The organism is Pseudorhodoplanes sp. (assembly GCF_035565855.1).
Classification (GTDB): Bacteria; Pseudomonadota; Alphaproteobacteria; order Rhizobiales; family Xanthobacteraceae; genus Pseudorhodoplanes.
The window spans coordinates 1-13,320 of sequence record NZ_DATMRX010000081.1; the positions used below are offsets into that span (position 1 = coordinate 1).

At 61.9% G+C, this 13,320-nt stretch carries 15 protein-coding genes and 1 tRNA gene; 5 read left to right on the forward strand and 11 right to left on the reverse strand.

The annotated features are described in order from the left end of the window. Positions 1 to 327: amidohydrolase family protein (locus VN004_RS04525; RefSeq protein WP_325607452.1), on the forward strand; the 327-nt coding region annotated here is incomplete at its 5' end. 113 nt (positions 328 to 440) lie between these two features. Beyond that, positions 441 to 516, forward strand: a tRNA-Ile gene (locus VN004_RS04530). 165 nt (positions 517 to 681) lie between these two features. Here VN004_RS04530 and VN004_RS04535 read toward each other — a convergent pair. The 5 genes from VN004_RS04535 to VN004_RS04555 are packed head-to-tail and all read right to left on the reverse strand — an operon-like array spanning position 682 to position 5,192. Continuing rightward, positions 682 to 1,416 carry an ABC transporter ATP-binding protein gene (locus tag VN004_RS04535; protein ID WP_325607454.1) on the reverse strand — a complete coding sequence of 245 codons (735 nt, stop codon included), beginning with the start codon at positions 1,414 to 1,416 and terminating at the stop codon, positions 682 to 684. Further along, positions 1,413 to 2,147 carry an ABC transporter ATP-binding protein gene (locus tag VN004_RS04540; protein ID WP_325607456.1) on the reverse strand — a complete coding sequence of 245 codons (735 nt, stop codon included), beginning with the start codon at positions 2,145 to 2,147 and terminating at the stop codon, positions 1,413 to 1,415. Before VN004_RS04540 ends, VN004_RS04535 begins: the two co-directional genes overlap by 4 nt. After that, complete coding sequence (locus VN004_RS04545) at positions 2,144 to 3,091, reverse strand: branched-chain amino acid ABC transporter permease (RefSeq protein WP_325607458.1); 948 nt, start codon at positions 3,089 to 3,091, stop codon at positions 2,144 to 2,146. Before VN004_RS04545 ends, VN004_RS04540 begins: the two co-directional genes overlap by 4 nt. After that, positions 3,088 to 3,951 (reverse strand): branched-chain amino acid ABC transporter permease, encoded by an 864-nt coding sequence (locus VN004_RS04550; protein WP_325607460.1) that lies wholly within the window; start codon positions 3,949 to 3,951, stop codon positions 3,088 to 3,090. The genes VN004_RS04545 and VN004_RS04550 overlap by 4 nt, the downstream gene beginning before the upstream one ends. Positions 3,952 to 3,983: 32 nt before the next feature. Then, positions 3,984 to 5,192: an amino acid ABC transporter substrate-binding protein gene (locus VN004_RS04555; protein WP_325607462.1), complete on the reverse strand. Its 1,209-nt coding sequence runs from the start codon at positions 5,190 to 5,192 to the stop codon at positions 3,984 to 3,986. A gap of 418 nt (positions 5,193 to 5,610) precedes the next feature. On the opposite strand from VN004_RS04555, the gene VN004_RS04560 reads away from it, so the two are divergent. Next, the gene (locus VN004_RS04560; protein ID WP_325607464.1) at positions 5,611 to 6,477 is read left to right on the forward strand and encodes a UDP-2,3-diacylglucosamine diphosphatase; all 867 of its coding nucleotides are present in this window, start codon (positions 5,611 to 5,613) and stop codon (positions 6,475 to 6,477) included. Between the two features lie 214 nt (positions 6,478 to 6,691). On the opposite strand, the gene asd is transcribed toward VN004_RS04560, so the two are convergent. Next, positions 6,692 to 7,555: an archaetidylserine decarboxylase gene (asd, locus tag VN004_RS04565; protein WP_325607466.1), complete on the reverse strand. Its 864-nt coding sequence runs from the start codon at positions 7,553 to 7,555 to the stop codon at positions 6,692 to 6,694. 77 nt (positions 7,556 to 7,632) lie between these two features. Between asd and VN004_RS04570 the strand changes: the two genes are divergently transcribed. Continuing rightward, the gene (locus tag VN004_RS04570; RefSeq protein ID WP_325607468.1) at positions 7,633 to 9,273 is read left to right on the forward strand and encodes an aminotransferase class III-fold pyridoxal phosphate-dependent enzyme; all 1,641 of its coding nucleotides are present in this window, start codon (positions 7,633 to 7,635) and stop codon (positions 9,271 to 9,273) included. A gap of 15 nt (positions 9,274 to 9,288) precedes the next feature. Here the strand turns inward: VN004_RS04570 and VN004_RS04575 are convergent, their stop codons facing one another. From VN004_RS04575 to VN004_RS04585, 3 genes are all read right to left on the reverse strand, one after another. After that, the gene (locus VN004_RS04575) at positions 9,289 to 9,930 is read right to left on the reverse strand and encodes a hypothetical protein (protein ID WP_325607470.1); all 642 of its coding nucleotides are present in this window, start codon (positions 9,928 to 9,930) and stop codon (positions 9,289 to 9,291) included. 130 nt (positions 9,931 to 10,060) lie between these two features. Beyond that, on the reverse strand, positions 10,061 to 10,759 hold the full coding sequence (locus VN004_RS04580; protein ID WP_325607472.1) for a class I SAM-dependent methyltransferase: 699 nt from the start codon (positions 10,757 to 10,759) through the stop codon (positions 10,061 to 10,063). Positions 10,760 to 10,807: 48 nt separating this feature from the next. Further along, entirely contained in the window at positions 10,808 to 11,860 is a 1,053-nt protein-coding gene (locus VN004_RS04585; protein WP_325607474.1) for a glycosyltransferase family 1 protein, read from the reverse strand. A gap of 186 nt (positions 11,861 to 12,046) precedes the next feature. Between VN004_RS04585 and VN004_RS04590 the strand changes: the two genes are divergently transcribed. Beyond that, positions 12,047 to 13,018, forward strand: coding sequence for a YbhN family protein (locus VN004_RS04590; protein WP_325607476.1), 972 nt, complete (start codon positions 12,047 to 12,049; stop codon positions 13,016 to 13,018). Here VN004_RS04590 and VN004_RS04595 read toward each other — a convergent pair. Beyond that, positions 13,015 to 13,215, reverse strand: coding sequence for a hypothetical protein (locus VN004_RS04595; RefSeq protein WP_325607478.1), 201 nt, complete (start codon positions 13,213 to 13,215; stop codon positions 13,015 to 13,017). The genes VN004_RS04590 and VN004_RS04595 overlap by 4 nt on opposite strands. After that, positions 13,212 to 13,307, reverse strand: a complete 96-nt coding sequence (locus VN004_RS22495; protein ID WP_414710227.1) for a DUF2950 family protein — start codon at positions 13,305 to 13,307, stop codon at positions 13,212 to 13,214. Before VN004_RS22495 ends, VN004_RS04595 begins: the two co-directional genes overlap by 4 nt. Between the last annotated feature and the right edge of the window lie 13 nt (positions 13,308 to 13,320).

Below are 13,320 nucleotides of genomic sequence, written 5' to 3' on the forward strand. Positions count from 1 at the left end.
AAGATTATTCTCGGACATCTTGGCGAGACGCTGCCGTTCCTGGTCTGGCGTGTCGATCACGCCATCGCGCGTCCCGGCGCATCGCGGAAGATCAGCTTCCGCGATATCTTCTGTCATAACTTCTGGATCACCACGAGCGGCAACTTCTCCACGCCGGCGCTGATGTGCTGCGTGCAGGAAATGGGCGTGGACCGGGTTCTTTTTGCGGTGGACTGGCCGTTTGTCGTCAATCCGCCGGGCGTCGAATGGATGAAGACCGTGCCGTTGTGCGACGAGGATAAAGCAAAGATCCTCAGCGGCAACGCCAAGCGGCTTCTGCGGATATAACGGGGGCGCGAATGGCGTTCGCGCTGTTTCGCGGCCCGCTGTTGCGCCGGATGTAGGGTTCTGTATTTTCGCTCTGGATTTTCGCGCCGCCACGCTTGCCGCTGCGGCGCGATGGGCCTGTAGCTCAATGGTTAGAGCCAGCCGCTCATAACGGCTTGGTTGCAGGTTCGAGTCCTGCCGGGCCCACCACGCATTCTCTCGAAACGAGAGATTTCCCCCGAACGCGGAGAATCTCAACACGGGTGACGTGCGCCTTGATGATCGCGGCGCCGTCATGCGATTCAGCGAGGCTGAGTTGCTCCCGGACGGCTTTGACCACCCGCGTTTCGATCTCCAGGGCGGGTACCCTTCGCTCTAGGCCAGACCCAGATAAGCCTCGCGCACGGCGGGATCGTCGATCAGATCCTTGGCGCTGCCGCTGCGGACGATCGAGCCGGTATCCATGACATAGCCACGGTCGGCGGCGGACAACGCGAGGTGGACATCTTGTTCGACCAGCAAGACGGTGACGCCTTCGTTGCGAATCGCCTGCAGCACATCCATCAATTGCTCAACCACGACCGGAGCAAGGCCGAGACTCATTTCGTCGATCATCAACAGATCGGGGCGGGCCATCAGCCCGCGAGCCATCGCGCACATTTGCTGCTCGCCGCCGGACATCGAGCCGGCGAGCTGCGTGCGCCGCTCGCCAAGGCGAGGAAACAGGCTGTACATGCGGTCCAGATCGGTGACGATGGCGGCCTGATCGGTGCGGCGATAGGCGCCCATCAGGAGGTTGTCCTCGACCGTCATGCGGTCGAACAATTGACGGCCTTCCGGCACATGAACCAGGCCGGTGCCGAAGACTTCGTCCGGCGCCATCGGCACCAGGTCGTATTCGTTGAAATTGATCGCGCCGGTACAGGGAATGACACGCGACAGCGCCCGCAGCAGAGTTGTCTTGCCGGCGCCGTTCGAGCCGACGAGAGCGACGATCTCGGCACGCCGCACCTCCAGGGAAACGTCACGTAGAGCGGGCATGCCCCCGTAGCCCGCGCCCAGTCCCTCGACGACCAGCAGCCGCTCGCTCGACGCGCCGGCGGCGGTCATGCGCGCCTCCTGCCGAGATAGGCCTCGATCACCTCGCTGTTCGATAACACGGTGTCGGGCGGACCGTCGGCGATCTTGTCGCCGTGATGCAGGACGAGCAGTCGATCCGACAGACTTTTGATCGCCTTGATGACGTGCTCGATGACGAGAATGCTGATCCCGCTTTCGCGGATCTTTTTGAGCACTTCAATGACTTCGTCGATCTCGACCAGATTCAACCCCGCCATCACTTCGTCGCACAGCAGAACCTTGGGCTGCATGGCGAGGGCCTTGGCGAGTTCGAGCCTCTTGCGATTGGGGCCGCCGAGCTCCTCGGCCCGCTGCGTTACGAACTTGGCGAGCCCGACAAATTCGAGCTGCGCACGCGCCTTCTCGCGAGCCCTGGTGAGGTCGCTCTCGCCATCGCCGTGCCCGAACAGGGCGCCGACCGCAACGTTGTCGAGCACGGAGAGGCCCGGGAACGGCCGCATGATTTGAAACGTGCGGCCGATGCCCAGACGAGCGCGGCGGAACGCAGGAAGCCCGGTGATGTTTTTGCCTTCGAAAAAGATTTCGCCCGAGGTCGGCGGCAGCGTGCCGCTGATCAGGCTCACGAGCGTTGTCTTGCCGGCGCCGTTCGGGCCGATGACTCCGAGAATTTCACCATTGCCAAGGGTGAAGCTGACATCGTTGACGGCGATCAGTCCGGTGAAGCGGCGGGTGACGTGGCTGACCTCGAGAATCGCGCTCATATCCGGTGCGTCCTCAAGTTCTCGATAAAGTAGCGCCAGCCCGATTTGCGGAAGTGGCGCATGACGTCGGCGACACCGCGCGGCATCAGCACCACGGCGGCGACGACCACCACCCCGAAGAACAGGCCGGCGACATTGGTGACTTCGCTGGACAGAACCTCGGAGACCGCGGACAGGACGAAGGCGCCGAGAACCGGGCCGAACACCGTGCCCGGGCCGCCGAAGACCGCCATGATGATCATCTTGACGTTGAGGCTGATGTCGAAGGCGCTTTCCGGGTCCAGAAACGTGATCCAGTAGGCATGGATGCCGCCGGCGAGAGCCGCGAACAGCCCGGACAGCGCGAAGGCCAGCACCTTGTACAGCGTCGTGTTGACGCCCATGACCGCCGCGCCTTCCTCGTTCTCGCGAATAGCGATCAGGCCGAACCCGAAGCGGCTGCGGGTGAGCCAGAACACCGTGAGCGTCGCAATGACGAGCAGGCCCAGGGAGAGTTCGTAGAACAGAGGGTCGTTATTCAGCGGCGGCAGCACGAGGCCGATGTTCTGGCCGGCCAGGCTGATATTGGACACGATCGCGCTCATGACTTGCGCGAGCGCAAGCGTCGCAATGGCGAAGTAGTGCCCCTTGAGGCGAAGCACCGGGATGCCGAGCAGGAACGCGAAGGCTATGGCAAGCACCGCGCCGAAAATCATTCCGACCGCGAACGGCAGGTTCCACTGCACCATCGCGATGGCGACGCCGTAACTGCCGAGGCCGTAAAACACGGAATTACCGAACGAGGCATAACCCGTATAGCCGCCGATGATGTTCCAGCTTTGCGCCAGCACGGCGAGCAACAGCGTGTTGATGCCGAATTGAATAAGCACATCGGAGCCAAACATCGGCAGTGCCGCCAGCACCGCGGCGACCAGGAGGATGATGCCGACGCGGAGCGCGGTCATGCGGTTTTTCCAAGCAGGCCGCTTGGGCGAAGGATCAAAACAAGGACCAGCACGCCGAAGCTCGCAACGTCGCCGAACGTCGCCCCGATGTACAGGACCGTGAGCGACTCGATGATTCCGAGCACGAGCCCGCCGACCAGCACGCCGAGCGGATTATCCAGCCCCCCGATGATCGAGATCGCGAAGCATTTCGCCGTCAGTGTCGCGCCGATATAGGGATTGATCTGCGACACCGTGCCGTAGAGGCCGCCGGCGGCGCCGGCGAGCCCAATGCCGATGCCGAACGTGACGGCATAGAGATGCTGCGGAGCGACGCCGTAGAGCCGTGCGGCAACGAGATTCTGCGCCGTCGCCCGGATGGCGCGCCCGAGCCTGGTGTGCAGCAAAAATAGCCACATGCCGACCGTCAGCATCACCGCGACGCCGAACGCCATTAGCCGCGCCAGGGGCACCACAAGCGGGCCGAGCGCGATGCTGCTGCCGGCATAGGGCGGGTTGATGGTGCGGAAATCGGCCGAGAAGGCCAGTTGCGCCAGATACGTCAACACCACTTCGAGGCCGAAGGTGATGAGCAGCGTGTTGAACATCGGTGCGCGCACCACGAGATTCAGAACGCCGCGCTGCATGGCGTAGCCGAGACAGAACATGACAACCGCAGTCAGCGGCAGACCAAGGAACGGATCGATACCGAGATACGTATAAAGGTACCACGCCAGATAGGCGCCCAGCATGATGAACGCGCCGTGGGCGAGATTGACGATGTTAAGGACGCCCCAAACCAGGGCGAGTCCCAATGCCATGACGGCATAGAGCCCGCCCAGCAACGTGCCGTTGATGAGGACTTGTGCCAGCAGATCCAAACGTCACCCCGACCGTTGACACATTCGCGCGACTAGCGCGCATCCCATGCCGGCATCGGATACTTCGGCTTTTCGATAAAGCCCTTGCCACCGTAAATCGGCTGTAGCTTGTCACCCTGAACCTGGATGACAACCTGCGGCAGGTCGATCTGGCCGTTCTCCGCGAACGCGATGGTGCCGTAAAGGCTCGGGAAATTGAGCTTGGCGATGGCATCACGTACTTTTTTCGGATCGAGCGAGCCGGCATCCTCGATGGCTTGGGCCAACGCTTCGACATCGGCAGCGCCGGACGCAGCGTGATAGTCGGGGTCGTACCCGAACTTTGCCTTGTACGCCGCGGCAAATTGGGCGGCATCGCCGAACCAGCGATCCTTGAGATTGCTGTCCGGCAGCCACGCGGTCATGCCGAAGGCGTAGTCCGCATCCTTGCCGAGCGCCTTGCGGAAGTCCTCGCTCGGGACACCGACGGTGAACGAATAGAGCTTCGGCGCGGCCGCGAGACTCTTGGCCTGGCGAACGAAGTTCAAGATCTCGGTTTCATGGCCGGCGACCAGAACGACGTCGGCATTGACGCTCTTGATCCGCGAGAGCAGCGAGTTGAAGTCGCTGGCGTTCGAGGTGTACCGCTCGTCGATCACGATATTCAGGCCGGCCTTCTTGAGCAGAGGACGGGTTCCCTCCGCCACCGAGACGTCGAAGGCATCGTCGGCGTAGAGCAACGCGACGGTCTTTGGCGGCGGGCTCAATTCCTTGAGCATCGCGACGGTCGAGCCAAAGTAGTTGCTGGCCGGGGCCAGCGTGCCGAAAATGTATTTAAACTTGCGCGAGAAGATCTGGTCCGACGCCCCGCCGCCCTGGACCATCGGCACCCGATACTTCTCAGACACCGCGGAATCGGCAAGCGCGAAATTGCTGGCGAATGGGCCGAGCAGCAGGTTCACTTTGTCTTGCGAGACAAGTTGAGTGTACTGGCGCACGCTCAGATTCACGTCGGACTGGTTGTCGTAAATCTTGAGAGCGAGCTTGCGCTTCTCGTTGCCGACCTTGACGCCACCCGCCGCGTTGATCTTGTCGATCGTGAATTCGTAGGCGTCCTTATAATAACGGCCGGTATTGGCGACCGGGCCGGTGAGCTGCACCGAGGCGCCGAGAACGATGTCCTGGGCCGAAGCGGGAGTTCCTGCCTGAGCGACGGCAAGGGCCAAGACTGCGCCCGCTGCACGCAACGCGATGTGCACCATGAAAACCTCCTGAACTAAGGACGCCCCCACAGCCAACCGTCGCCGTTGGAAGTTGACGCCGAGACACTCATTTTGTCAATGTTATGGCGGGTCGGGACCCCGCTGAGCCTGCCTGAGAAGCAGGACAATGCGATCATCTGACTCGGCAATGCCTCCGGTGAAACCGTGACGAGTGGCTCGTCCGCATCGGCGCAGTTGTTCAGTGCACCGAGGGCGCATGGGCCGGGCCGGTGACGCTAACGCCGTCGGGGGATTGGGGGGTGTTGTGGCGTGGCAGCGTTTGGCTTCGCGCATGTCGCGCCGCGCTGAAGGTCGATCTCTAGGATGGACGGGCTGACGGGGGGGGCTCCACGAGTGGGCAGACGATTCCCGGCGCGAATGTCATTGTCCCGCAACAGGAATCATCAATACCAATGGCATGAACGTTCATGCCGCCGCCGGACCTGCTGCAGGACCCATCCGGGTCCGCGCGTTGTTCCTCTCGGACCTGCATCTGGGAACGCGCGGTTGTCAGGCCGAGAAGCTGCTCGATTTCCTGCGCGATTATGAGGCCGACCTGATCTATCTGGTCGGCGATATCGTCGATGGCTGGCAGCTCAAATCGAGTTGGTATTGGCCGCAATCGCACAACGATGTCGTCCAGAAACTACTGCGCAAAGCGCGTAAGGGGACCCGGATGGTCTACGTCCCGGGCAACCATGATGAGTTCATGCGCGACTTCTATGGCACTCACTTCGGAGGGATCGAAGTGATGGAGAAGTCGGTGCATGTGACCGCCAACGGCCGGCGGTTCCTGGTGATTCACGGCGACCTGTTCGATGTGGTGATTCGCCATGCGCGATGGCTCGCGCTGCTCGGCAATCGCGCCTACGACTTGGCAATCGTGGTGAATACGCACTTCAACAGTGTTCGCCGCTTGTTCGGCCTACCGTATTGGTCACTGTCACGCTGGATCAAACTCAAGGTCAAGAACGCCGTCAATTTTATTGGCGAATTCGAGAAGACGCTGAGCGGCGAGGCGCGCCGCCACCACGTCGACGGTGTCATCTGCGGGCACATTCACCATCCAGTGATCCGCGCGATCGACGGGCTCACTTACGTCAATTGCGGCGACTGGGTGGAGAGCTGTACCGCGGCTGTCGAGCATTTCAACGGACAACTTGAGATCATCGAGTGGGTTCAGCACGGATCGGCTTCGCTTCAGACTTGCGGCATGCAGAAACTGGTCCAGGTCATGACTTTGCCGGACAATGAGCGGGAAAGAGAGAAGCTCCCGCGCGACTGACGCCGCCGCTGCTATCTGGGTGACATCGAATCATCATAAGCGAAGACGCAGCGACGATGCTGAAATGCTCTATATTATGGAATGGCGAATGCGGCCTTAAAGAGAACGTTTCGGCCTCGCCGTTCATCACTTAAGTCGGAAACAAAATCTTGCGTGCGCCGGCGACGCTGCCTTTCGTATGCTTGGCGTCGCGCCGCTCCACGGTGTGCGCTGATCACGGCAGCCGCATCAGCGGCTGCCCCATCCGAATCGTTTCTCCTTCGCTGACGCCCTCACACATCGAAAATCCTTCTGGCGCAAACAGGATGATGGTCGAGCCGTGCTCGAACCAGCCCATCTCCTCACCCTTCTGAAGGCTCGTGTCGCACGCTAGCACGTTGGGCCCGCGATAGCGCAGGTGCAGCAGCACGTCGAGAAAATGCAGCCTGATGCTTGCCACCAGGATGGCCGCGACTGGTACCAACGTGACCGGATGACCGCCGGCGAGCGTCGTCGCGATCACGGCACGCTCGTTCTTACAAAATAGCTTCTCGATTCGTTTGAGCGCCACCGGGTTAACGTTCCAGGTATCGCCCGAGATGTAGATCACGCGCTCGACGCGGCAATCGTGGGGTGCGTGGAAGCGGTGATACATGGCCGATGTCAGCCGCAGCGTCACGAAGTGGCCGTTGCGATGGGTTTCCACCAGTTCCGAGTTACCGAGTAGGTCCGAGAGGGAATAGGGGAAGCCTTTGACCTGGTAGAGTTCGGTCCCTGCAACGGGACCGCAAGCGCCGACGATGGCGTCGCAGGGGCTGGTGAGAATTCCGGGGTTGGGATCGACCGGACGGGCGCCGTCCTTCAATTCACGGATAAAGCAATCGTGCATGCTGCGGAAGCGCGTATGTTTCGCCTCGCTCAGATCGAGCCCGGAAAACAGCCGCCACACCGCGATCGAGACATCGCGCACCAGCGGCTGCTCGATCTTGCTGAACCAGCCGATGAACAACGTTGCGAACCGGCGCGGAATGCGGTTGGTCAGCAGGAAGTTGAGGTTCTCCCGCGCAAACAGCCGTAGCATTCGGATTCGCATCGTCATGGTGCCGTAAAATCTCCCGCGTAAACATCGAATCGATGAACGACGGCGGGATGACATTGGTATTCTACGGACTCGGCATGACAGCCCTTGTTGGCTCGCTGATGACGCTCAAACGTCGGGTCGAGCTGTCGCGCGCCAAGCATCCCTCGCTGACGGGGCATGCTCGCATGTCGCGCCGTGTGGCGGCGTTGGTGCCGTTCTACGAGTATGATGAAAGCCGTTTCTTCTGCTCCGATGGCGCACCGGCCGAAGTGGCCACCCGCCGCCGCGATGGCTTTATGCGGTTGTCGGCGCTTTACCGGGAACGCTTTGGCGATACCGTCCGCCGCACCGCCGAGGCAGCCGAAGGCATCTCCGATCTGCAGTTCACGGAAACCTATCGGGTGCCGTTCCAGTACAGCCGCTTCGTGCGCGCCCACCTTCAGGTTGGCGCCTTCGTGGAGTCGTCCGACGGCGTCACCGTGACGGATCTCGACGGCAACCGATTCTACGACCTCACCGGCTCCTATGGCGTCAACCTGCTCGGTTATGACGCTTACAAGGAGATGATGCGGCGCGGTCTCGAGCGGGTGCACGATCTTGGCCCGGTGCTGGGCGCTTATCACCCGGTGATCGCCGGCAACGTTCGCCGCTTGCGGGCGATTTCGGGCCTCGACGAGGTTTCGTTCCACATGTCCGGCACCGAGGCGGTGATGCAGGCGGTGCGGCTTGCTCGCTATCATACTGGCCGCTCCCATCTGGTCCGCTTCTGCGGCGCTTATCACGGTTGGTGGGGAGATGTGCAGCCCGGCGTCGGTAATCCGGCTCCGGCGCGTGAAACCTATACGCTCAAGGATATGTCGGAGGATTCGCTGCGCGTGCTGCGCACCCGAACCGACATCGCGTGTGTCCTGGTCAATCCCTTGCAGGCGCTGCATCCCAACGCGGCGGCACCGGCGGATACGTCTCTGGTGTCAGGCGGGCGCTCCGCGCATTTCGACAAGGCAGCCTATGCCGAATGGCTGCGAAAACTGCGCGCGGTCTGCACCGAGCGCGGCATCGTCCTGATCTTCGACGAGGTGTTTGTCGGCTTTCGCCTCGCGCGCGGCGGCGCCCAGGAGTATTTCGGCGTGCGCGCTGACCTTGTGACATACGGCAAGACCGTCGGCGGCGGGTTCCCCATCGGGGTGGTCTGCGGCCGTCGCGACCTGACGAAGCGATTCCGCGAGGATCGCCCGGCCGACATCTGCTTTGCCCGTGGGACGTTCAACTCGCATCCCGCGGTGATGGGCGCGATGGACGAGTTTCTGCGCTACTTGGAAACGCCGGACGCGCAGGCGCTGTATCGTGACCTCGATGCCCTGTGGAACGGGCGCGCCAGGCAACTCAATAAGCTGCTGAGCGATCAAGACCTGCCGGTTCAGGTCGCCAACCTGTCGTCGATCTGGACGGTCTGCTATACGCGGCCGTCTCGCTACAACTGGATGCTGCAATATTACCTGCGCGCGGAAGGATTGGCGCTGAGCTGGATCGGCACCGGCCGCCTGATCTTCAGCCTGAACTACACGCAAGCCGATTTCGACGAGGTTGCCGCGCGCTTTGTCAGCGCGGCGCGGGCGATGGAGCGGGATGGCTGGTTCTGGTGCTCCCCCGCAGCGTCCAACCGGACGGTCAGGCGGAGCATCCTCGAGGAGATGATCGCGCACCGTCTTATGCCGTTGCGCGATCATCGCAGCTAAGGCGGTCCCCGGCGCTCAGGTCGCGCGGGGCAGCTCCTCCGCATCGTCGTCCAGCCATTTTTCGTCCGTGTGCGGGTCGATCAATTGGCCGCGCAGCAGGTGGTAGGGCGCGCGATGGTAGAGCTTGATGTCGTGGAATGGATCGGTGAGGATCTTGGTCAACCAGACCAGGCCGGTTTGCACGTCCCTGATGAAGAACAGATGGACGGTGCGGAAGATCAATCCGCCGATCCCGATGACCAGCCAGATCAGGGCGACGTGGCGGATGAATTCCGCATTGTCCGCGTGCGGCGTGAAAAGACCGAAGAACGTCGGGTCGAAGTACAACGGTATCGGCGACAGCGCCCAGATCGTCATCAGAATAACCTTGCGGCGCAGGTTATATCCGACCTTGATCTCCTCCTTGTATTCGTGCGTGGCGTGATTGTAGGCGTCGTATTCCTTTGGCTCGAAGAAGAAATGCCCGGCCTGGCGGGTCGTCATCGAAACCAGCCAGCCGACGAGCGCGGCAATCGCGGGATCCTTGAACATCATCACATAGGCGAACAGGAAGCTGATCGCGCTGACGAGATGGAGTGTTTGGTTGATTCGGCTGTGGTGGTAGTAACGATGATCGTCCCAGCGCTGAATCCTGAGAGCTTCCAGAAATCCGTTCATAACCTCTCCTCATCGTGCGGCATTGTTTGTGCTATGGCGATTCCATGTACCGGCTGTGACAGCCGGAAAAATGCCGCCGTGTTGGGCGGCGGCATCGGGGTCTTCAAGAGGCATATAGGTGCGAAGGCGATCAGCACGCGATACGGGTGTGTTGATGCGGCGCGAGCGCTTGTTTGCCTCCGATTTTGGCGAAGCGGATCAGCGAGAAATGGCCGAATGGCGGGACCGCGCGGCGCTCCACCAATGTGACGTCCGCTGTGCGCGCCGCCCAATTTGCGTAGCGCTCGAAGGAAAATTCCGACCGCCAACCGAGTTTGCGTGCGGCCGGCTGGAACCATTTTTCCAGCGCACGCCGAAGGCCAGCTTCAGCGCCGACCCGGCTCACCAGGATGATCTCACCGCCGGGCTTCAGTACGCGAACGAATTCGTCCAGCGTCGCCTCCGGATTGGGCACGGTGGTCACGACATGTTGCGCCATGACCACGTCAAAGGAATTGTTGGGAAAATCCATGTGCTCCGCATCCATCACGGCGAGCCCTTCCACATGGGTGAGCCGCAGTTGCTCCACGCGCTCGCGCGCCTTGGCCAGCATCGGCTCGGAGATATCGACGCCATAAATCGTATTCTTGTCCGAATACTCCGGCAGGGAGATGCCGGTGCCCACCCCGACCTCGAGAATACGTCCCCCGATTCGCTCGGCCGCCTCGATGGCCACTTGCCGTCCCCGTTCGAACACCGCGCCGAACACCGTGTCATAGACGGGCGCCCATTTGGCATAGGCTCGGGTGACGGTTTCTTGATCGAGATCGCTATGGGTCAGGTCGGTCATGCATTGTCCTTGCTTGATGCATCGGCGGTCACGATGCCGAAGATGGATTCATCGGTGCGCGGCCGCAGCGAGGTTGGTGAGCGCCGGGTGGGCGTGGCTGCCGCTGGCGACTTCTCGAAGATGTCCAATGAATTGCCGGGCGCTGTTCTCCCAGGAGTATTGAAGCGCGAAATTCCGGCATGCCTTGCGTGATAGCGTCAACGCCGCGAGGCACGCCATCCGAAGGTCGTCGTCAAGGACGCCGACCGGATGGCCGCCGATCACGTCCTTCGGGCCGGTGACTGGAAACGCCGCGATCGGCACGCCGCTCGCCAGCGCCTCAAGCTGCACCACGCCGAACGTGTCGGTGCGGCTGGGGAAAACGAAGGCATCGGCGGCCGCCAGGTGTGCGGCGAGTCTGCCGTTTTCCATCAGGCCGAGGAATTCCGCATCAGGGAAGCGCCGCTTCAACTCGTCTTCCTGAGGCCCGGTGCCGATGACGACCTTCGTTCCCGGTAAATCGAGCGACAGAAACGCCTCCAGGTTCTTTTCGACCGCCACCCGCCCCACACAGGCGAAGATCGGGCGAGGGAACGGCAACGCGATGGCGCGGTCCGGGCGGAACAGATCGGTATCGACGCCGCGGGTCCACCGGCCGATGCGGGCGAAGCCGCGCTCGCGTAGTTCGGCTTCGAGCGACGGTGTGGCCACCATCGTCACCGCCGCCGCGTTGTGGAATCGCCGCAGGGCGGCGTAGATCAGCCGCTCGGGGATGGGCCAGCGCGCCGCGATATATTCGGGAAAGCGCGTAGTGTAGCTCGTGGTGAAGGCCCAATTGCGGCGCCGGCAATAGGCGCGCACGCGATGTCCGATCGGCCCTTCGGTCGCGATGTGTATGGCGTCCGGTTTGGCCTGCTCAATCCGTCGGGCGATCTCGCGGCCACCCGGCAAGGCAAGGCGTAAACCCGGATAGCTCGGGAGCGGGACCGTCGGGAACCCATCCGGCGAGAGAAACTCGACCTCCACTCCAAGCGTTTTTGCGCTCCGCGCGAGCGAGGTGAGCGTACGCACCACGCCATTGACCTGTGGGTGCCAAGCGTCGGTCGCGATCAGGACTCGCATTGAAGTCTCTCGTGACGCTGATACGGCGACAGTCGCCGATTCGCTGGCGTCACCATTGCGTCGTCGTGTCTCAACCGTGTGACGGTCGGCGGCTTTCGCCAGACATCTACCGCTGTAACAAGGCTGTTACGCTGCGATGCGAGTTTCCGCGCGGATGTGACAGCCGATTCGGAAGCTCATTAGCGGATGCCGATACCAGACGTGACGACCTTCATCGCCCGGTCCGTTCTGAGGTGGGTTTGCTGGCGCAAGATCGGCTTTATCGTGAGCGTTCTGATCGTTGCCGCGGCAGGTGTCGCGCTGCTTTTCATCCTGCGCGATATCGACGTCGCGCGCGTACTCGCCGCTCTGGGTTCGAAGCCAGGGCATACGGTGGTTCTGGCCGGTGCGTTCGTCGGCATCGCTTATGTGACGTTGACGTTCTACGAATACTTCTCGCTGCGAATTATCGGATGTCATCATGTGCCGTATCGCGTCGCGGCTCTTGCAAGTTTCACCAGTTCCGCCATCGGGCACAGTCTCGGCGCTACGGTGTTCACGGCCGGCGCGGTGCGTTGGCGCATCTATTTGGTGTGGAGGCTGTCGGTCGTCGATATCGCGAGGCTTGCCTTCATCACCGGGCTTACGTTCTGGCTCGGCAATATCGTCGTGCTCGGCATCGGTATGGCTGTTGCGCCGGACGCGGCCGGGGCCGTCAGCCGCTTGTCCTCGCCGGTCAATCAGGCGGTCGGGCTCGCCGGCCTCGCGGCCGTCGCGGGCTATGTCCTTTGGCTGATCCCTCAAGCGCGAACGGTCGGCGCCGGCGCATGGTCCGTCACATTGCCGACAGCGTCGCTGACATTGGTCCAGATCGGCATCGGCGTGCTCGATCTTGCCGCCGGCGGCCTTGCTTTGTACCTGCTGCTGCCGGACGACCCGGAGGTGGATTTCCTCACCGTACTGGTGATCTACGTGACCGCTACGCTTCTCGGATTCCTGAGTCACGCACCGGGCAGTCTTGGCGTGTTTGAGGCCGCCATGCTGATCGCGCTGCCGCAATTCGCGAAAGAAGAGCTTCTGGCCTCGCTGTTGATCTTTCGCTGCCTCTACTTCGTACTACCGCTTCTGGTCGCGCTGCTGGTGATGGCGGTGCGGGAGCTGAGGCTGTCCGCGCGCTAGATCAAGACTGTGCGAAGTCTTGCGCTGGCAGGATCAATTGCCATGACGATTTCGATCACAATCGGCATCTGCGCGGCTGCGTCGGCATAGTTGAAGGAACGGATGCTCTCGTAGAGACTCTGGCCGATGCCGCCTGCGCCGACGATGCCGAGCGTGGTGGCCGAGCGCGCGTTGGTTTCGAGCGCGGGATAATTCACTTAACCTCTCGTGTTTCGACAACTTTCTTCCAGGTGCGATCGGGATTGAACCGGCTCATGCGCGACGCGAGCTTCTGCGTATCAGGACCCAAGTCCTTCTCATAC